12 protein-coding genes and 2 pseudogenes are annotated in these 18,378 nt (G+C 70.3%); 8 read left to right on the top strand and 6 right to left on the bottom strand.

The window, feature by feature from the left end; genetic code table 11:
• The first annotated feature begins 101 nt into the window (after positions 1 to 101).
• A complete protein-coding gene (locus tag F7R91_RS38270) occupies positions 102 to 1,022 on the top strand; it encodes a pyridoxamine 5'-phosphate oxidase family protein (RefSeq protein ID WP_150957981.1) in 921 nt (306 codons plus the stop codon).
• Between the two features lie 324 nt (positions 1,023 to 1,346).
• Complete coding sequence (locus tag F7R91_RS38265; protein ID WP_150957979.1) at positions 1,347 to 2,225, top strand: potassium channel family protein; 879 nt, start codon at positions 1,347 to 1,349, stop codon at positions 2,223 to 2,225.
• Between the two features lie 238 nt (positions 2,226 to 2,463).
• On the opposite strand, the gene F7R91_RS38255 is transcribed toward F7R91_RS38265, so the two are convergent.
• The 4 genes from F7R91_RS38255 to F7R91_RS38240 all read right to left on the bottom strand — a co-directional run bounded on the left by F7R91_RS38255 (position 2,464) and on the right by F7R91_RS38240 (position 7,538).
• Positions 2,464 to 2,973, bottom strand: a complete 510-nt coding sequence (locus F7R91_RS38255; RefSeq protein WP_150957975.1) for a flavodoxin domain-containing protein — start codon at positions 2,971 to 2,973, stop codon at positions 2,464 to 2,466.
• A gap of 629 nt (positions 2,974 to 3,602) precedes the next feature.
• On the bottom strand, positions 3,603 to 4,043 hold the full coding sequence (locus F7R91_RS38250) for a hypothetical protein (protein WP_225321042.1): 441 nt from the start codon (positions 4,041 to 4,043) through the stop codon (positions 3,603 to 3,605).
• Between the two features lie 247 nt (positions 4,044 to 4,290).
• Positions 4,291 to 6,621, bottom strand: coding sequence for a heavy metal translocating P-type ATPase (locus tag F7R91_RS38245; protein WP_150958011.1), 2,331 nt, complete (start codon positions 6,619 to 6,621; stop codon positions 4,291 to 4,293).
• 29 nt (positions 6,622 to 6,650) lie between these two features.
• Complete coding sequence (locus tag F7R91_RS38240) at positions 6,651 to 7,538, bottom strand: universal stress protein (protein WP_150957973.1); 888 nt, start codon at positions 7,536 to 7,538, stop codon at positions 6,651 to 6,653.
• Between the two features lie 360 nt (positions 7,539 to 7,898).
• On the opposite strand from F7R91_RS38240, the gene F7R91_RS38235 reads away from it, so the two are divergent.
• Together F7R91_RS38235 and F7R91_RS44125 are read left to right on the top strand one after the other, a co-directional pair.
• Positions 7,899 to 8,084: a hypothetical protein gene (locus tag F7R91_RS38235; protein WP_150957972.1), complete on the top strand. Its 186-nt coding sequence runs from the start codon at positions 7,899 to 7,901 to the stop codon at positions 8,082 to 8,084.
• Positions 8,085 to 8,372: 288 nt separating this feature from the next.
• Positions 8,373 to 8,899: pseudogene (locus tag F7R91_RS44125) on the top strand (cation-translocating P-type ATPase C-terminal domain-containing protein).
• Between the two features lie 101 nt (positions 8,900 to 9,000).
• On the opposite strand, the gene F7R91_RS38225 reads toward F7R91_RS44125, so the two are convergent.
• On the bottom strand, positions 9,001 to 11,451 hold the full coding sequence (locus F7R91_RS38225) for a SpoIIE family protein phosphatase (RefSeq protein WP_150957970.1): 2,451 nt from the start codon (positions 11,449 to 11,451) through the stop codon (positions 9,001 to 9,003).
• Between the two features lie 190 nt (positions 11,452 to 11,641).
• Positions 11,642 to 12,186 (bottom strand): annotated as a pseudogene (locus F7R91_RS44120) (IS630 family transposase); the annotation flags it as partial.
• Positions 12,187 to 12,216: 30 nt separating this feature from the next.
• Here F7R91_RS44120 and F7R91_RS42370 point away from each other — a divergent pair.
• The 4 genes from F7R91_RS42370 (at position 12,217) to F7R91_RS38205 (ending at position 17,650) form a co-directional block, all read left to right on the top strand.
• Entirely contained in the window at positions 12,217 to 12,780 is a 564-nt protein-coding gene (locus tag F7R91_RS42370; protein ID WP_191971827.1) for a hypothetical protein, read from the top strand.
• Between the two features lie 499 nt (positions 12,781 to 13,279).
• Positions 13,280 to 14,605 carry a phosphoribosyltransferase gene (locus F7R91_RS38215; protein WP_150957968.1) on the top strand — a complete coding sequence of 442 codons (1,326 nt, stop codon included), beginning with the start codon at positions 13,280 to 13,282 and terminating at the stop codon, positions 14,603 to 14,605.
• A 495-nt stretch (positions 14,606 to 15,100) separates the two neighbouring features.
• On the top strand, positions 15,101 to 15,778 hold the full coding sequence (locus tag F7R91_RS38210) for a hypothetical protein (protein ID WP_150957966.1): 678 nt from the start codon (positions 15,101 to 15,103) through the stop codon (positions 15,776 to 15,778).
• Between the two features lie 753 nt (positions 15,779 to 16,531).
• Entirely contained in the window at positions 16,532 to 17,650 is a 1,119-nt protein-coding gene (locus tag F7R91_RS38205; RefSeq protein WP_191971826.1) for an acyltransferase family protein, read from the top strand.
• Positions 17,651 to 18,378 lie beyond the last annotated feature (728 nt).

Genomic DNA, 18,378 nt, shown 5'->3' with positions numbered 1-18,378 from the left:
CAACCGGGCGTTCCTGCGAAGAGGGGCTTGTCGTCCCATGCGACGGTGCGTCGCGCGTGGCACGTTGGATACAGCACCATTCTGAACAGAGGGCGGCGATCATGCGAGCTCACCTCGGCGACCAACTCGTCATCGAAAGCCCGACGACCGGCGTCACCAGGCGCGACGGCGTGATCGTCGGACTCCACCACGAGGACGGAACACCCCCCTACGATGTGCGCTGGTCGGATACGGACGAAGTGACGCTCGTGTTTCCGGGGCCCGACGCGCACATCCGCCATGTCGAGCGCGGACAGCCCGCCACCACCCACGAGCCCTCCCGGGCGGAAAGGGGCGACGCGGATGCCGTGTCCGCCGCCCCGCCGACAGGGACTCCCAACCCCGGCGACATCGGCCGACGCGTGGCCGCCGAACGCCAAAGACAGAGGCTCAGCCGGGAGGAAACCGCCCGACGTGCCGGAATGTCACCCGGCTACCTGGCGTACCTGGAGGAACGGCCCTCCGACCCGAGTGTGGTGACCGTTGTCAGGCTGGCCGACGCTTTGGGCACCACCGCCACCGCCCTGCGCGGGGGAGGGATGGATCTGCCACCCGGCCAGGGCATGGCACTCCTGCATCCTCAGCTAAGGGAACTCGGCCCGGAAGAATGCCGCACCCTGCTCTCCACGCACGGTGTGGGGCGCATCGCGGTGTCGCCGTCCGACGGCCGTCCTGCGATCGTCCCGGTGAATTACGAGGTCATCGACGACGAGATCGTCTTCCGGACCGCGCCCGACTCCGTGCCCGCGGCGGCCGTGGGAACGGAGGTCGCCTTCGAGGTCGACCACGTGGACGAGGCCCTGAGCCAGGGCTGGAGTGTGCTCGCCGTCGGCCCGGCGAGCGTCGTCACACAGCCCGACGTCGCCCGCAGGCTCACCCAGCGCGCTCACACCACGCCATGGGCAGGCGGCGAACGCGAGATGTGGGTGTCGATCCGGCCCACGAGCCTGACGGGCCGCCGCATCACCCCGGCCGATCAGTGACCAGCGGCGGGCCTTCGAGCCAGCCGTCGGCCTCGGCGAGGGCACCGACCTCCGCTGCTCCAGGACCGCACAGTCTCCATGTACCGCGCGTCGCGATCGACGGTCACCACGGGCAGGTCGTCACATCACTCACGATGCGTGCGGTGTCAGACATGTCCCGGGTCCTTGAGGGTCGCAGGGGTCTGTCGGCAGCCCCGCTGAGGTGGTCATGGCGCAGCACATCGTCGCCTCTCCCGTGGAACGCGCCCGGCTTCGTAGTCAGTTGTGGCGGTGGCTCCTAAAGCGGGGTTCCGCCTTCGGCCGAGAGGCGAGTGGGAGACGTGGATGAAGTGGTTGATCTCGCTGGTCGGCGCCGGGCTCGTCATGATCGCCCTGCGGGACCTGTTCCACACCCTGTGGCACCCCACGCGCCACGGCGGTCTGAGCCGCCTCGTGATGACCGCGCTGTGGCGACTGGCCAGGCGCCTTCGTGCGCGCAGGCGAGTCGTCGGGCTCGTCGGGCCGCTCGCCATGGTGACGGTGGTGGGTATGTGGGCCGGCACCGTCATCCTCGGCTGGGCCATCGTCTACTGGCCCCATATGCCCGGCGCCTTCACCTTCTCGCCCGGTTCCAAAGCGGCACAGGAGCCGGCAGTGCTGGACTCCGTGTACCTGTCCCTCGTCACCGTGGCCACCCTGGGCCTGGGGGACATCGCGCCTGGGGAGGGCTGGCTCCGCCTGGTCTCACCGTTGGAAGCCCTCGTCGGCTTTGCCCTGCTGACGGCCACGGTCTCCTGGGTGCTGGAAATCTACCCGGCGCTCAGCCGCAGGAGGGTCCTGGCCGTCCGGCTGGCGCTGCTGCGCGACTCGAACCCGACGACTCAGCAGATCGACTGCACGGCGGGTGCCCTGCTGCTCGACGGCCTGGCCACCGAAGTCGTACGTGTCCGCATCGACTTCACCCAGTACGCCGAGGCGTACTACTTCCATGACGGGGAGGACCACTCATCGCTGGCGGCCATGGTCGGCTTCGCCGCCGCCCTTGCCGAGCGCGGACAGGCAGCTCGGAGGTCCGAGGTGCGGCTGGCCGGTGACGTGCTGGCCGGTGCGCTGAAAGACCTCGCCGCCACCCTTGACCAGCGTTTCCTTCATACCAGCGGAACACCTACGGAGGTGTTCGCCGCTTACGCTGCAGACCATGGCCGCAGCCGCGCGTACCCCTGAGCGCGGTGCACGCTGGGAAAGCGGGGGGCCGCCCCTCGGGGCGCTGGCCGGGCCCACGCCCAGGTCTCCCGCAGGCCGCGCTCGGCCCGTTGAGGCAGTTCGAGCGGCTGAAGGTGGTGCGGGAACGGGGTGGCGACGGGCCGCGGATCGGGGAGACGGGGCGGAAGCCGGCCAGGGAGAGACACTGTCGACGCTGCGGGGCGAAGACGAGACCCCGGGAGAACCTCCGCCGTCTGCGTCATCCGTGGGCCAGCTCGTCCGCGATCCCGGTCCCCCAGTCGTCGATGGCAGTCCAGTCGCGGTAATCACCGAACCGGCCGCCCACAAGGCGGAAGAGCATGCGCCCCATGAGGGGCAACTGCGTAGGCGCCACCACTCCCGAAAACAGCCGATGATCCCGGTACCGCAGATCACCGGGCAGACTCCCGACGATCACCGGGATCTCCTTGGGGGCCAGGCGCTTCCACGGCCCGCGCAGGGCACCGGGCATTCCGACACTGAAGATCCACACGGGGCGGGGTCTGAGGACGTCGAGGTTGTCGTGGACGAAGTCCCTGGCCGCAGGCAGCCACGCCTGTCCGTGGACGGCGCTGCCGAGGACGAACGCGTTGTACGCGTCCGCGTCGTCCACCGTCTCCATGGCCCGTGCCTCGACCTTCAGCCCGGCTTCGCTCAGTCTGGTGGCCAGTCGCTCGGCGATCTCTCGCGTCGAACCGTGGGCGGTCGCGTATCCCACCAGCACGTCCATGACTGTCACCTCGCGTTCGTCCGCTATGTCCCTCGAACTGTGGCCAGAGAACGAGTCCTTCCGGCCCTGAGCAGCGCCACGAAGGAGTTCGTGGCGGGCACTGCGCCCACGGGGACCGCGGCGTGCCGCAAGCACTCACGGCCGACGGAGCCGATCGAGGCCAGCCCGCCCTGACGGTGGACCGTGAGCCCCAGAGCCGGCAACAGTGCGCCACGAGGCGCTGTGCGCGGGTGGCCCCTCCACGAGGACGCGCGCACGCCACGGTCGATCCGTGGGCCGCAGACCTTGTGGAGCGTTCCGGTGAGCAGTTGCGCGGCTCGGGCCCGTTGCTCGGCCGTGGGCGGTCGCGCCGAGACGGGAGCGTAGGAGGTGGGGCCTGGCCCATTCGGCTCCCAGGCGGGTACGGCGACGACCTTCACGCTGAGCGGACGGGCCTGCCGGGTCGCCCAGCTGCGGCCGACGGGGCGCTGTGTCATGGCGTCCTCCCTGGGATCCTTTGTCCCACATTGATCCGGTCCCGCCGGGAGAGGCGCGGGCCGAGTGGGCCCGTGCGGGTGCCCAACGGTCCCTCGTCCCACGTGCGTCGTGCACGGGGCAGGTGCATGACGGGTGACGGCAGGGGCGATCAGCTACTCGGCGGGCCGGATGTCGGAGATGAGACGGGTCGCCAGGTCGGACTGGATCAGCAGGTGCGTGCGACGGACCCGGTCGGCCGAGTCCTGCCAGGTGAGTGCGACACGGCTCCGGCAGTGCCCCATGCCGCTGTCGTTGTAGACGACCTTCCACGCGATCGGGACACCCTTGCCGCGCAGCACGCCGTCCTTGTGGTGGACGGCCTCCCAACGGACCAGGTTGTGCCTCAGCCCGGAAGTCAGGAAGTGGCCGCGCAGGGAGTTGGCCAGTTGCCCGCGGCCGGAGTCGTACAGGACGTCGATGTAGGCGCCGTAGAAATCGGCAACCCGGTCGACGGCGGACTGCGGACTGCCCTCGCGGCCCAACGCACCAGGAGTGGTGCTGGCGGGCAGGGAGGACGTGGCCTCCGCCGTGCGGAGAGCGTGGGACGTGGTCATGTCGTTCTCTCCTTCTTCATGCCTTCCTCATGAACGAGGAACGGGCCCGTGTCTCTCCCTTTCAGTACACCGCCCGGGGCGTTCCGGAGCGTCGGGCCAACTGGCCTGAGCCGGAGGGCCGTTCGACATCCCTGCGCCGGTGCGGAGGTTGATGTCCTGCTTCACGCCCCGAGGCCGGCGGTCGGCCGTCGCGAAGCACGAGCACCGCGAGTCAGAGCGATCGCTGTCCGCGACCTGGCCCACCCGGCTACGGGGCGAGCGAGAAGTAGTTCTCCTCTTCCTGGGTGAAGTGCAGACGCAGCACCGTGTGCAGTCCGTAAAGACAGGCGCGCAGGTCGTCGAGCTGCTCCGGCGCCAGACCTCCCTCGGCGTCGGCGAGCGCGAGATGCGTGGCGATCCGCCGGGCGAGTCGTTCGATCTCGGCGTGGGCACGGCTCATGGTGGCGGTGGCCTCGAGGCCGCCAAGGCTGGGGGCCAGAGCGGGGTAGAGCTCGTGCTCTTCGGCGTACTCGTGTGGCAGCAGTCGTTCGGTCAGCAGCCGATGGACCTCGGTCACCATGGTGAGTGCCTCGGGACCGGGACTGTCCGAGAGGCGGTCAGCAGCGGCGCGTACGGCTTCGAGTACGTCCTGCAGGTCCTCGTGTTCGGCCTCGAAGTGGTGGATGAGAGCCTCCGTGGCAGGCTGCACGACCGGCCGCACCGCCCGGTCGACGTTCAGGGCACGCAGCGCGTTGAGGATCACGACGACGTCGATGACTTCCTGGAGCAGGGCGCCGACGGCGGGAGGAAGCAGACCGAAGGCAGCCGCGGCCATGGCGGCGAGAGACATCAGCATGCCGCCGAACGCGCTCTGCACGGCGATGCGCCGAGCGCGGACGGCAATGGCGACGGCGTCGGCGAGCCGGTCCACGCGGTCCGTGGTGAGGACGATGTCGGCGGCTTCGGAAGACGCGGTGGAGCCGCGTGCGCCCAGGGCGACGCCGATGTTCGCAGTGGCGAGAGCCGGGGCGTCGTTGACGCCGTCACCCACCATCACGGTGACAGCGTGAGTGCTTTCGTCGCGCACGGCGGCGACTTTGTCGGCCGGGGTCAGCTCGGCGCGCACGTCATCGAGGCCGAGGACGGCCGCGATCTCACGGGCGGGCTCGGGCCGGTCACCGGTGAGCATCACCAGCCGCTCCACGCCCGCCTCCCTCAGACGGCGTACGGTCCTGGGCGCGTCCTGGCGCAACGGGTCGCGCAGGAGGACGGCGCCGACGGCGCGGCCGTCGACGGTGAGCCATGCGACGGCCGCCCCGTCCAGCAGCGCGCGGTTGTCGACCGCGCGCGCCCAGAGCGGCCTGTCCGCGCGGACGTCGAGGCGGCCGACGGTCATCCGCTGACCGGCGACGGTACCGGTGGCGCCCCGGCCAGGCTGCTCGGACACGTCGGTGGGCGCGGTCAGCGGCAGACCTCGCTCGTGGGCGGCGTCGACGACGGCCCGGGCCAGGACGTGCGGGGAGTACTGATCGAGTGAGGCGGCCAGGCGCAGGACGTCCGCCGGCTTCCAACCGGGTGCCGCCGTCACGTCGAGGACCTGTGGTCGGCCCCCGGTGAGGGTGCCGGTCTTGTCGAGGAGCAGGGTCCGGGCCCGGCCGAGGTTCTCCAGCGCGCCGCCGTCACGGATCACCACACCGAGGCGAGAGGCCCGTGACAGCCCGGAGACGATGGCCACCGGGGCCGCGAGCAACAGCGGGCAGGGTGTGGCGACCACCAGGACGGCCACCGCCCGTACGGCGGAGCCGCTGATCAGCCAGGCCAGCCCCGCCACAGCCAGGGACAACGGCAGGAACCAGGCCGCGTAGCGGTCGGCCAGGCGGACGACGGGAGCGGATTCCGCTCCGGCCTGACGAGCCAGCCGCACGATCTCGGCGTACGTGCTGTCCTGTTCGGTGGCCGAGGCACTCAGTTCGAAGGCGCTGCCCGCGTTGACCACACCGCTGCGTACGGTCTGGCCCGGCGTACGCTCCACGGCCTGGGACTCGCCGGTGAGCGCCGACTCGTCGAGGACGGCCGTGACGCCGAGAACTCGGCCGTCGACGGGGACGACCTCGCCCGGCCCGACTACGAGCAGGTCACCGACAGCGACCTCCGCGAGCGGCACCGTGTGCACCTCGGCTCCGACGCGTCGGCGTGCAGTTCGGGGTACGTGCTCCAGCAGGGCGCGCAGATCGTGAGAGGCCCGTCGCTGAGCAGCGGCCTCGAGGGTGCGGCCGGTGGCGAGCATCAATGCGATCAGGGCGCCGGCCAGGTATTCGCCCACGGCCAGAGTGCCGCCCAGCGCCAGAACCGCGATCAGGTCCACGCCCGCATGACCGCGCCGCAGCGCGGCCAGCACCCAGCCCACTGCGGGAGCGATGGCTGCCACGGTCCCCAGGGCCCAGCACAGATCCGCAAGGCGAGGAGAGCCGACGAGCCGGAAGACGCCACCGGCCGTAAGGGCGGCGGCCGTGACGGTCAGGAGCGCCGATTCCAGCTTGGGCGGCAGGAAAAGTGTCGCGAAGGGACGACGCGGGGGGTTGCTCGGAACGACATCCATGAGGGCCTCGCTCAAGCGCCTTTCACACCTCAGGCGTGCGGGATCACGGCGACGGGGCACGGCGCGTGGTGCAGCGCCGCGTGCGCGACGGGCCCGAGCTTCCAGGTGAGACGGGACGGGTGCCCTCGACGCCCTACGACAACGAGCTGCCCGTGCGTGGCTGCGGACAGCAGCACCTGGCCGGCAGGGCCGGTCGTGACCATTTCGGCGACGGGGACGTCGGGGAATTTCTCACGCCACGGCGCCAGGGTGGCCGTGAGCCGTATGCGTTCCTCCGCCTCGTACCGGCCGAAGGTGAGCCCGGCGGCCATCGCGTGCTGATGCACCACGGCGGACACCGGAAGAGCGTGTACGGCGTGCACGCGGGCTCCGTGCAACTGGGCGGAGGTGAAGGCGAACTCCAGCAGGGGGTCGGCGGCCGGTCCCGGCTCCTGTACGCCGACCACGATCTCGCCGCCGTCCGGTACTGCGGCATGCCCCCAGCCGGCCTCGGCGGCGGGATCGCCGGCACGGACGGTCACTGTGGGACACTGCGCGAGGCCCAGGACGTGCAGGCTGATGGAGCCGAGCAGGAAGCTCGCCAATGAGCCGTGTCCACGCGAGCCGAGCACGAGGAGGGCCGTGTCTTTGCTGAGGTCCACGAGGGCCTGGGCGGCGGGGTCCGACACCAGTTTCGTCGTGAGGGACAGATCGCCGTAACGGTGGAGCAGCTCGGCCTCGGCCCGTTGCAGCACTTCGTGCCCGTACCGCTGCTTGTTGTGCGCCTGCTGGGCGATGGGCACATTGAGCGGCTGGGTGGTCCAGGAGTGGAACAGCAGGAGGGGCAGCCGCCTGACCGCGGCTTCGCGGGCTGCCCACCATGCGGCGGTCATCCCGGCGCGGGATCCGTCGACTCCGACGACGACAGGGTGGTTCATGGCGCACCTCCGGTGTGGCGTCGACGGGCGCGACCGCGGCGCCGCGGCTGTGTCCCACCTCCACCCCTTCCAGGGTCATGGCTCGACGGGCGCGGGTGCGAGGGCCGGACGGTTCGCTCCCGGGGTCCATCCGGCCCTGTGCCGGGTCCGGCCGAGAGGAAGAGGCCGGGTTCGACAGTGAACCGAGGGCCGCTTGGCCGTTGTCGCCGGGCTCGGAGCCCGGTCGCGGCCGACTGCCGTCGTCCGGCCTGCGCTGAGCCCGGCCGCAGTGGAGGTCGCCGCTCGGGAGGCGCAACGGCGGGGCGTGGGACTGCGGTTGGCCCTCCCATCGGCTGGAGTTCGGACCATGCACCGCCCGGCGTGCCGCCCCCGAGCTCGCTCCAGGTCCAGCTGGACCGCCTCGGCCGGCGGCTCGCGCTGCTGAGCGGCGTGGCCGTCGTCGCCTATGCCGTAGTCGCTCTGGTCCGCGGCGGGACGCTCTCGGGCATCGCGCTGCGGTCCGTAGCACTGGCCCAGCCGAGGTCACGTCGTCGCCATGACCGGTGACGGCGTCAACGACGACACCGCGCTGCAGGCCGCCCACATCGGTGTCGCCATGGGCCTGACCGGCACGGACGTGGCCAAGGAAGTCGCGGACATGGTGCTGACCGACGACGACGCTCCACGATCGTGCGTGCCGTCCGCGAGGGGTGGGCCCTCTACGCCAACATCGTCAAGTTCGTCCGCTTCCAGCTGGCCACCAGCGTCGGCGCCATCCCGACCCTGTTGGGCGCCTCCCCGGCCGGCCTGCCTGCCCCGCTCACAGCGGCCCAACTCCGGTGGATCAACATCATCATGGACGGTCCGCCTGCGATGGCCCCGGCCGTCGACCCCGCCCGCGACGACGTCATGTGCCACCCGCCGCGCGACCCGGGGAGCGGACCCTCGATGCCCGGCGGCTCTTCGCCATCGGCCGTGCCGGCGCGGTCATGGCCACGGGCACTGTGACTTGCTGGCATTGGCCCGCTCGCGAGTCGGCACGGACACGGCTGACCATGGCGTTCACCACGTTTGGCCTGTTCCAGCTGTTCAGCGCTCTCCAGGCGCATGCGGACGACGGGCCGTTGCTCGGGCGTCACCAGTTCCGCAACCGGACCATGTGGCTGTGCCTGGCCCGTGTCCTTGCGGGACAGGCGATCGCCGTCCACGTGCCCTGGGCGCGTACGGTCTTCGGCACCGTGCCCTTGAACCCGGCCCAGTGGGCCGTATGCCCAGGGACCGCGGCCAAAGTGCTTCTCTTCGAACCGGCCCTGCGCGCCGCACGGACAGCGATTCGCGGACCCAGACGGCCAACACCCCCTGCCCCGCCCCCCAATGGATGATCCAGGAGACCTTCGACGGCCACATGCCCGAGGTGATCCCGTCGCGGGAGTACACGGTCGGGGAGCACCAGGAACAAGGTGTCCGCCGACTGGACGAGCGGTCACGACTGCTCGTCCTGAAGGCCGACCTCCGCCCAGATGGTCTTCCCGCCGGCCCGGTGTCGTGTGCCCCAACGCTCGGCGAACTGAGCGACGAGCAGCAGGCCGCGCCCGCCTTCGTCGAACATGCGCGCTCGCCGCATGTGCGGGGCGGTGCTGCTGCCATCGGAGACCTCGCAAATGAGCGCGGTGTCGCGGATCAGGCGCAGCTGAACGGGAGGGGTGCCGTACCGGATCGCATTGGTGACCAGTTCACTCACCACAAGCTCGGCGGTGAAGATCACGTCCTCCAGTCCCCAGTCCGCGAGACGACGGGAGACCTTGTTACGGGCGTCGGCCACGGCTGCCGGATCGGAAGGCAGATCCCAGGTGGCCACCTGGCCCGCGTCGAGGGCCCGGGTGCGGGCGACGAGCAGTGCGGCATCGTCCGACGGCTGTGCGGGGAGCAGACTCTGGACCAAGTCGTCGCAGATGGTCTCCAGCGAGTGAGCAGGCCGCTCCAGGCGGCGGCGCAGCAGCGCCATGCCTCTGCCGAGGTCGTGTCCGGGGACATCGACGAGGCCGTCCGTGTACAGCACGAGGAGGCTGCCTCGGGGCACTTCCCATTCGACAGCTTCGAACGGCAGCCCGCCCACTCCCAGCGGCGGGCCGGAAGGGAGATCGATGAACTCGGCCTTGCCGTCGGGCGTGACCACGGCGGGCGGGGGGTGGCCCGCGCCGGCGGCGGCGCATCTGCGAGAGACCGGGTCGTAGACCAGATACAGACAGGTGGCGATGAGATCGGTGACGATCTCGAGCTCGGGATCCGTTGCCGTGTCCTCCTCCGCCCAGAGGTGGGTGATCAGGTCGTCGAGATGGACGAGGAGTTCCTCGGGGGGCAGGTCGACGTCCGCCAGGGTGCGTACCGCGGTCCTCAGCCGCCCCATGGTGGCGGAGGCGCGCAGGCCATGGCCCACCACGTCTCCGACGACCAGGGCCACCCGGGCGCCCGAGAGCGGAATCACATCGAACCAGTCGCCACCCAGCCCTGCCCGGGACCGGGCCGGGAGGTAGCGGTAGGCCACGTCCGCAGCCCCCTGGGAGGCGAGCCGCTGCGGCAGAAGGCTTCTTTGCAGGGCCAGGGCGGTGGTCCGCTCGCGAGTGAAGCGTCGGGCGTTGTCCACGGCCACGGCAGTGCGTGCGGCGATCTCCTCGGCGAGGAGCAGATCGTCCTCGTCGAAGGAGTCCCGGCGGCGGTGGCGGACGAGTACGGCCACGCCGAGCGTGATGCCGCGGGCGCACAGCGGGATGACCATGATCGAATGCATGCCGAAGTCGCTGACCTTCCGCGCGCGCCCGGGGTCGGCGACCTGCCAGCTCTCGATGGCCTCGTCCAGAGTGCGGTGCAGCGACGACCGACCCGTGGCCAGGCAGCGGGCGGGAGGTGAGGATTCCGGGTAGTAGTCCACCTCGCCCGGCTGGATCAGCGCCTCGGGGATGCCGGGGAGGACGGACTGCTGCGCGGCGCGTCGCAGTGCGACGGAGCCCCCGGCGGACGGCCCGGGCTCGCCCCCGCGGAACAGCCCGTCCAGCAGGTCGATGCTGATGAAGTCGGCGAGCCGCCCCACCGCCACGTCGGCCATCTCCTGGGCCGTGCGCGTCACGTCGAGGGTGCTGCCCACCTGTGCGCTGACGTCGTTCAGCAGGAGGAGCCGCTCCCGGGCCTCGTGCTGTTCGGTGACGTCGAGCGCGATGAGCTGCACATGTCGTACCCGTCCTGCCGGGTTCTTCAGGGGAGACACGGATACGGTCCAGTATCTGTCGCGGGCGCCGTGTCGCGGCCGGCCATGTACCTGGAACCGTTCCGGTTCTCCCGTCTCGAACACCCGGCGCATGCCTTCTTCGACCGTTGTGCAGATGTGGGGAGGCAGGATGTCGGTGACGCGCCGCCCGTGCATCTGCTCCTCCGTGATACCCAGTTCGCGGGCAGCTCCGGCGCTCCCGCGCACGGCCCGCAACTCGGCGTCGTAGATCATCACAGGCAGGTGGCACTGCGCGAAGGCTTCCTCGGTCGTCGCCCCGTTCTCGTCCGGACGTGGCCCGCCATGCCGACCCGGCCGTTGTGGCGCCGCCGTGACCACGATGAGCCACTGTGTGTTGCCCTCGCGGTCGAGTGACGCGTACGCCTGCACCTCGGATTCCACATGGTGGCCGTCCTGGTGACGCAGCTGGATCGGCCGGCTTCGTCCCCCCAGTTCCACGGAGAAATCCAGCGAGGCGTCGGCGTTCCCCCCGAGCAGACGCGCCACCGGAAGCCCTACGACGTCCTCGTGCCGGTACCCGAGCAACCGCTGTGCGCCAGAACTCCACCCCGTCACGATCCCCTGCGCGTCGACGACTGCCGTGGGCGTGGTGGCCTGATCCGGAAACTGAGCGAGGCCGTTTCCGGGGTGGTCGGCGTTATCCATGACCATTCATCGCCTATCCTGCCCGGACTCTCCAGTCCTGGGGCGACTCAGCAGAGACGGCGGGGCGGCGAATGTCGCATCCGTCGCCGTTGGCTCCTTTCTCCCTTGTATCTCTCCTTGCGCGTATGCGCGAGGTCGGTGGGGGCACGGTCGGCGGTACTTCAGGCTCAGTGCTCCAGCATGATCCAGTGCCGCATCAGGCAACGTTCGCCCTGTTCACGACCTCGCAGAGGCGTTCGTTGTCGGCGTGCTTGTTCCGCCAGGTGAGGTAGCGGCGGATCATGCTTCCCTGCACCTTGTGGCTGGCGTGGTCGGTGCCGTCGAGAGCGACGTAGCGCAGGGCGGCGAACCGGGCTTCGATGCGGTTGAGCCAGGAGCTGTTGGTCGGGGTATGGGTGGTGGGTTGTCGCAGACGATCGCGATGCGTACGTCCATCGGGCGCAGCGAGCGCAGGTAGCGGCAGAACTCCAGGAACTTGGACTCGTTCAAGATCTCCTTGATGTGCCCGTTAGGGCTGGTCCTTGGTGACGTCGTGGGCGGCGAACAGGTGGCGGACCCCGTGCGGCCGTGTGTAGGTCGCCCGGCGTCGGGGCCGGGGCTGGCGGTCGGGGTCCTTGTGCCGGCCGCCGCGTTCGGACCATTGGCGGCCGGAGTGGGCTGGGGGGTGAGCGGCCCGAACTCCTCCATGCAGAAGACGACTTCGGGCTTGCCTTCCTCGGGTATGACCTCACCGTCGGCGATCGTGTCCCGACCGGCGTCCGGTCGTACACGATGGCCGCCGGTCTCCACGTCGACTCGGCCGACGCCGAGGGCGTTCTGTACGTCCACGGCGGTGTGGCGGGCGGGCACAGCCGCTACGTCAAGGACCATCGCCTGCACTACGCGTACAACCGGGTCGGAACCGACCTACAGGTCGTGGCCGCCGATCGGGAGATCCCGCCGGGCATGCACGAGCACGCGTGTCCCCACCGCCCGCGACGCGGGGAGGCGCTGGGCACGGAGCCCCGGATTCAGGAGGCAGTTGAGCCTCCGAAGGCCCCTTCGGCTTGCCGTGGCAAGCACCGCGTCAGCGAACGCTACCTGGCCCGTCCGCGCAGGAGCCGTATCGCTCGTGTGGCGCACTGCGACGATGCGCACCTGGTCGTTGGTCCGGGCGTGGCAAGCAGGAAGCAGCCGGTGCTGAACGAGGCCGGCGGGACAACCGCGTCCGTGCGCTATGCGGATCGACGGGACGGGCTGCGTCGTGCACTGGCGCGCAGCGAGGCCGCGTTCGCGCGGCGTCTGGGCGTCGCCGCTGCGGCCGGCCAGGGTGACGAGTTTTCGACCAACCGATGAGAGCACAAGCTCACAGCGGTGACCAGACTGCGGTCGTCGTTTCGGCGCGGGCGCGCGGGCCGCGACTGTTGCTCGTCTGCGGCGACCGCTTTCGCCGCCCCGCCGCCCGATCCACACCGAATCGAAACGGGCCCGGCAGCGCGGCTGGTGGATGTCGAGGACGTACTCACTGTGGTGGTGCTGGTGGTGGGCTGCCGCGGGCCGGGCGGCTACTCCGGACTGCTGTTTTCGGTCAGCCGGGGCTTATGCACCATGCACCCTGCCCGGTAGTCGTCGTGCCGCACCCTGCGGGGAAGGGGATCGCCTGACATCGAGGCGACGGCAAACGTGGGCATGTCCTCCGGCAGGGCTGGTCAGACGCTGCGTGCCACCACGGCCTCGACGAATCGGCCGGGCGGCATCTCGCGGTGGTGGGCATGGGGTGTCTGCGGGGGTGAGGATGGACGTACGGCGCGCACGCGTCGCCCACCGTGTTCCTCCGGCGTGAGGAGGTCCGATCGTGTTCTTCGAGGATCGTCGTGATGCCGGCCGGCAGCTGGCCGCCCGGCTGGGGCACCTGAAGGGGGCCGAGGTGGTGGTGCTGGGCCTGCCCCGTGGCGGGGTTCCGGTCGCCGCGGAGGTCGCCGAGGCGCTGGGCGCGCCGCTGGATGTCTGTCTGGTGCGCAAGCTGGGCGTGCCGTTCCAGCCGGAGCTGGGGATGGGAGCGATCGGTGAGGGCAGCGTCCGCGTGATCAACGAGGACGTGGTGCGCACAGCGCGTGTCACCCCCGAGGAGGTGGCCGAGGTCGAGGCCCATGAGCGAGTGGTGCTGGAGAGCCGTGCCTGGCACTATCGAGGTGGGCGTGAGCCGGTAGGGCTCGAGGGCCGTACGGTGCTGGTGGTCGATGACGGGGTGGCCACCGGGTCGACCGCGCGCGCAGCCTGTCAGATCGCCCGTGCCCGCGGGGCCGCACGTATCGTACTGGCGGTCCCTGTGGCTCCGCACGACTGGACCGCTCGGCTCGGCGCCGACGCCGACGAACTGGTGTCCCCGTACACCCCGCGGGACTTCTTCGCGATCGGCCAGTTCTACGCCGACTTCTCCCAGACCGATGACGATGAGGTCGTTGCCTGTCTGGAAGAGGCGGTTGCCCGCCCGGTGAGCAGCGGCCGGACTGCGCTGCGCAGTGCCGTGCCCGAGGACCGGGAGGTCCACGTGGATGCCGGTCTGGTGGTGCTGCGCGGACAGTTGACTGTGCCTGAGGGCGCGGCCGGGGTGGTGCTGTTCGCGCATGGAAGCGGCAGCAGCCGGCGCAGCCCGCGCAACCGGTTCGTCGCCGCCGGACTGAACCGGGCCGGGTTGGGCACCCTGCTGTTCGACCTGCTCACTGAGGAGGAAGAGGTCGACCGGGCCACAGTGTTCGACACCGGCCTGCTGGCCCGGCGGCTGGCGGAGGCCACCGGCTGGCTGAGCGGACAGCCCGAGACCGACGGGCTGGCTGTCGGGTATTTCGGCGCCAGCACAGGCGCGGCCGCCGCATTGCGGGCGGCTGCCGAGCCGGGGGCGAGGATCGCCGCGGTCGTCTCGCGGGGCGGCAGGCCCGACCTGGCAGGGCCACTGCTGCCGGCGGTAACGGCGCCCACGCTGCTGATCGTCGGGGGCCACGATCGGCTGGTGCTCGACCTCAATCGCGAGGCACAAGCTCAGCTGCGCTGCGAGAACCGGCTCGCGGTTGTCCCCGGCGCCACCCACCTCTTCGAGGAACCGGGTGCCCTGGAGAAGGTCACCGATCTGGCCCGTGACTGGTTCAGCGATCACATGGCTCCAGTCCCTCATGCTGGCTGAGGCGGAACACGTCGGCGCTTCGCTGATGCGCGTGATGCGTGCGGCGGAGGACGGGAGTGCCCGCATCGTTCCCCCTCCAGGATGGAGCGCACGTCCTGCGAAGGACGCGGCAAGATCACCAATACTCATTGCCCTCGCTGCGGCGGACGAGGAAGAGGCGAGCACCGCGACTCGGGATCACGCTGCGCGTCCCGCCCGGGATCGAGGGGCGCGCGCGACATCGGGCTCCTCGGGGCGGTTCTGCGTCATGCATGGGGCCACTTCGCATGGGTTCGAACCGGGCCGACTCGGTGCGGGCTCGCCGGGCCCAAGCACGGGCGCTGACAATTTCGACAGGGAGACGGCCTGCTCCAGCGTTGGAGCGGAGATGGTGGCCACAGGGCCTGGCGCGTCACGCCAGGCGCGCAGTGACGACACGCAGATCGTGTCCGGTTTCTGGGCCGACGGCTGCGAGTTCCAGTGGTGGTGCCGAAAGGGAGCTGCGACGCTGAAGGCATGAGCGAGCAGAGGCCCGAGGCCGGGCGACGTCCCTTCGGCGTGGCGGCCGTGTCGCTCGTCCTGTACGGCGCCTTCCTGCGGCCTCGGGTGCTGACCTGGGGCGCGACGCACGAGGAAGCCGACCGCGACTTCCCCGGCGACGCCCTCATCCCCGATGCCGACGGCTGCTCGACCATGGCCACGACCCTGCCTGCGCCGCCCGACGCGGTCTGGCCCTGGCTCCAGCAGATGGGCTGCAATCGCGGCGGCTGGTACAGCTGGGACCGCCTGGACAACGGCGGAAGGCCGAGTGCGCGACACATCGTCCCAGAGTGGCAGCACCTGGAGCAGGGCCAACATCTCCACTCCCTGCCGAGCGGAGATGCCTGGTTCACCGTCGCGGTCCTCGAATCGGAGCGGACACTTGTGCTGCGCTCGCAAACGAAACTCCCATCCGGGCGTCCCTTCGACCGGCTCGACGAGCCGCCACCCAGGGCGTACGTCGACTCCATCTGGGGCTTCCACCTCCGGCCGGAGCCCGGCGGAAGGACCCGCCTGGTCGTCCGGGCGCGGGCCCGCAGCCGCCCGCGGCCCGTCACTCGGCCCATGGACGTGCTGTTCTGGGAACCCGCCCATCTGATCATGCAGACTCGCCAGTTCCACAACCTGCGCGCCCGCGTCAGTGTGACGGCATGAAATGGGGTACGAGGCGGCCATGGCACCGCCACCGCGGACCGGCCTCGTGCAGACCCTTGTGGAAGGGTCATACGCGCTGTTCTCAGCCACAGGGCTCCCCTCCTTGCGAGTCGAAGCCCCTGACCGCGAGGTGGACGCACTTCAAGGCGGCGGCCCCCGAGAGGAAGTCGCCGCAGGTCCCGCACGGCCCGGGGGCGCCGCGCGTCCACGTTCTTGATCGCACTGAATGGGGCAGACGATCTTGCGTATCCCGGACGGTCCACTGAGCGCGCGCTGCACTGGACCGCCCTGGTCACGCACGCTTGGGAGCACGAGCCGGTCGAGTGCCGCGGATTCCTCGGATCCTCAGAAGGGCAGCCGTCGCCCCGACGGGGCGCGGAGATAGGGAGGCTCCGGCCGGCGCGGGGTCCTGGGGCGCTTCTCCTCCTGGATCCATTTCATGATCATCGCCTTCTGGGCGGTGACCCGCGGTTGCTGATTCGCTCTCCGCACGAACGGAAGTCTTGTCCGCGACCGGGGGCTCGGCCATGGGGCGAGTGACCCGATCAACGGACCACGTGGGGCCTCCGGTGTTCACTGGGGTGACCGGAGACATTGACGGTTCGACGGGGAGGAGGAGACCATTCGGCCCTGGTGGCCACGGGCGGGACAAGGGACGCTGGAGTGGTGACGGGGAGGTCTACTGGTCCGGTCCGGGGAGCCCCGCCCGAGGGGCCCGGTTCCTCGGTTGAGGCCTGGGCGGCTGGTCGTCGGTTGTTCCTGGACAACCTCAAGGTCATCCTGATCGCGGCGATCATCGCCGTCCACGCGGTGCTGAGCTACACCGACTCCATGGACCTGTGGCCCTACGACTCGGTGCGTGAGGTCACGCTCTCGCCGGTGACGGAAACCACGCTGCTGATCGTCGTCGGTCCCTTCGGCTTCATGATGATCCCGCTGATGTTCCTGGTAGCCGGGCTGCTGACTCGGCCGTCGCTTGAGCGCCGAGGTGTCGGGGCGTACATCAGCGGTCGGCTGCTGCGGCTGGGGGTGCCGTTCGCCGTGTACGTCCTGCTGGTGGGCCCGAGCGTGTCCTATGCGCTGGAACATCCGCTGGGGGAGTCGACCGGCTCGTACGGTGAGGAGTTCCTCGGCAAGCCGCCCCAGATCCAGATGGGCCCACTGTGGTTCGTGGGCGTGCTGCTGATCTTCTCGCTGGCATACGCGGGCGGGGTCGCCGTCCGCCGCACACGCCCGGCGCGACACCAGGTGCCTACCCTCAGGGCGTCGCACCTGCTACTGCTCGCCGCGGCGGTGGCTCCCGCGTCATTCCTCGTCCGCCTGCTGTTTCCGATCGGAGGCGAAAGCCTCCTGTCGGGCCTGCAGTTGTGGGAGTGGCCAGGCTGCATCGCGGTGTTCGCGCTCGGCGTCACCGGCTTCCGGGACGGGTGGCTCGGGGCCGTTCCCGACCGGCTGCACCGGCAGTGCCGTACTGCGACGCTGCTGGCCGTGGCGGGATTGATGGTCTTCATGCTCGGTCTGGGGGCCCTGGGCGGGGTCGAGGACGTGGCGGGAGGCTGGAACGGGCCGTCGTTGGGGTTCGCCGCCTTCGAGAGTGTCCTTGTCGTCTTCGGCTCGGTGTGGCTGCTTGGGGTCGTGCAGCGGCACCTCGACCGGCCCCTGCGGTGGATCGGCCTGGTCACCAGCCGCAGTGCCTATGGTGCCTTCATCGTCCAAGAGTTGGTCTTGATCGGGCTCGCTGTCGCCCTGCGGCCCGTCCCTCTGCCGGCCGAAGTGAAGCTCCTGGTCCTTGCAAGCGGCGGCCTTGCGGGTTCCTTCGCGCTGGCCTGGCTCCTCATCTCACACGTTCCTGGCGTGGCTCGCATCCTCTGACAGCGCTCTCACCGGGAAGGGTGCACTCGGTTCCGCGCGCGGCGGGCAGTGGCTTTTGACGCACCGCAGCCCCGGCGCGTTGGGGATCATCGCACGGCCCCGGCCCAGGACTTCGCCGACCGGCTTGACCTGCGTGTGGGCGAGGCCATGCAGTTCTCGCGCAACTTCTATGCCGAACTGATCACCACAGCCGGCAAGGGCGCCACCGAAGTCCTCATCGACCCGGGGGGGCGTGGAGCAATCCTGGGTTTCCGCCAAGCGCTTCGGCCGCTGCTGGACGCTCGTGCCGGTGGGCGTCGGGATAGTCATGCGCGCTGCGCTACGGGCGGTCAAGACGGCCATGGAACAGGAGGCCGGGTCCTGACCCGGCAAGGGGTCCAGGGACGGGAGTGACGCTCTCCCAGAGCCGGCAAGTACCCCGACCGGTGCGTTCCCGGCCGTATGAGAAGGACGCGGCGTGCCGAACGCGAGGCGGAGCCGCAGCCCGGTGGAGCCGACGGCGCACCGTGACCTGCCGGGGCTGTAGCCGCGGTACGGGACGCCGAACCCACGGCCGCCGTGGCTGCCCTGACGCTGTCCCGTACACCAGCGAACTCACCGCCTTAGAGGTCGCGCAGATAGGCGCGGTGCTGGTACCCCGGCAGCAAGACAGGCACAGGTCCTGGTGATCATGGAGTTGCGACGCTCTGTGATCACCGGGGAGACCTGTGCCTGTGCTGCCATCATGG

Origin of the sequence: Streptomyces luteolifulvus (assembly GCF_008806595.1) — a bacterium.
Taxonomy (GTDB): domain Bacteria; phylum Actinomycetota; class Actinomycetes; order Streptomycetales; family Streptomycetaceae; genus Streptomyces; species Streptomyces luteolifulvus.
The sequence above is the reverse complement of the archived record's forward strand: the minus strand, read 5'-3'. Positions and strand labels throughout refer to the sequence as shown.

Excerpts from the sequence above, each read along its gene's own strand:
- F7R91_RS38255 (WP_150957975.1), bottom strand. The coding sequence starts at position 2,973 with ATGGACGTGCTGGTGGGATACGCGACCGCCCACGGTTCGACGCGAGAG.
- F7R91_RS38240 (WP_150957973.1), bottom strand. The coding sequence starts at position 7,538 with ATGAACCACCCTGTCGTCGTCGGAGTCGACGGATCCCGCGCCGGGATG.
- F7R91_RS38250 (WP_225321042.1), bottom strand. The coding sequence starts at position 4,043 with ATGACCACGTCCCACGCTCTCCGCACGGCGGAGGCCACGTCCTCCCTG.
- F7R91_RS38210 (WP_150957966.1), top strand. The coding sequence starts at position 15,101 with ATGAGCGAGCAGAGGCCCGAGGCCGGGCGACGTCCCTTCGGCGTGGCG.
- F7R91_RS38245 (WP_150958011.1), bottom strand. The coding sequence starts at position 6,621 with ATGGATGTCGTTCCGAGCAACCCCCCGCGTCGTCCCTTCGCGACACTT.
- F7R91_RS38225 (WP_150957970.1), bottom strand. The coding sequence starts at position 11,451 with ATGGTCATGGATAACGCCGACCACCCCGGAAACGGCCTCGCTCAGTTT.
- F7R91_RS38270 (WP_150957981.1), top strand. The coding sequence starts at position 102 with ATGCGAGCTCACCTCGGCGACCAACTCGTCATCGAAAGCCCGACGACC.
- F7R91_RS38265 (WP_150957979.1), top strand. The coding sequence starts at position 1,347 with ATGAAGTGGTTGATCTCGCTGGTCGGCGCCGGGCTCGTCATGATCGCC.
- F7R91_RS42370 (WP_191971827.1), top strand. The coding sequence starts at position 12,217 with ATGGCCGCCGGTCTCCACGTCGACTCGGCCGACGCCGAGGGCGTTCTG.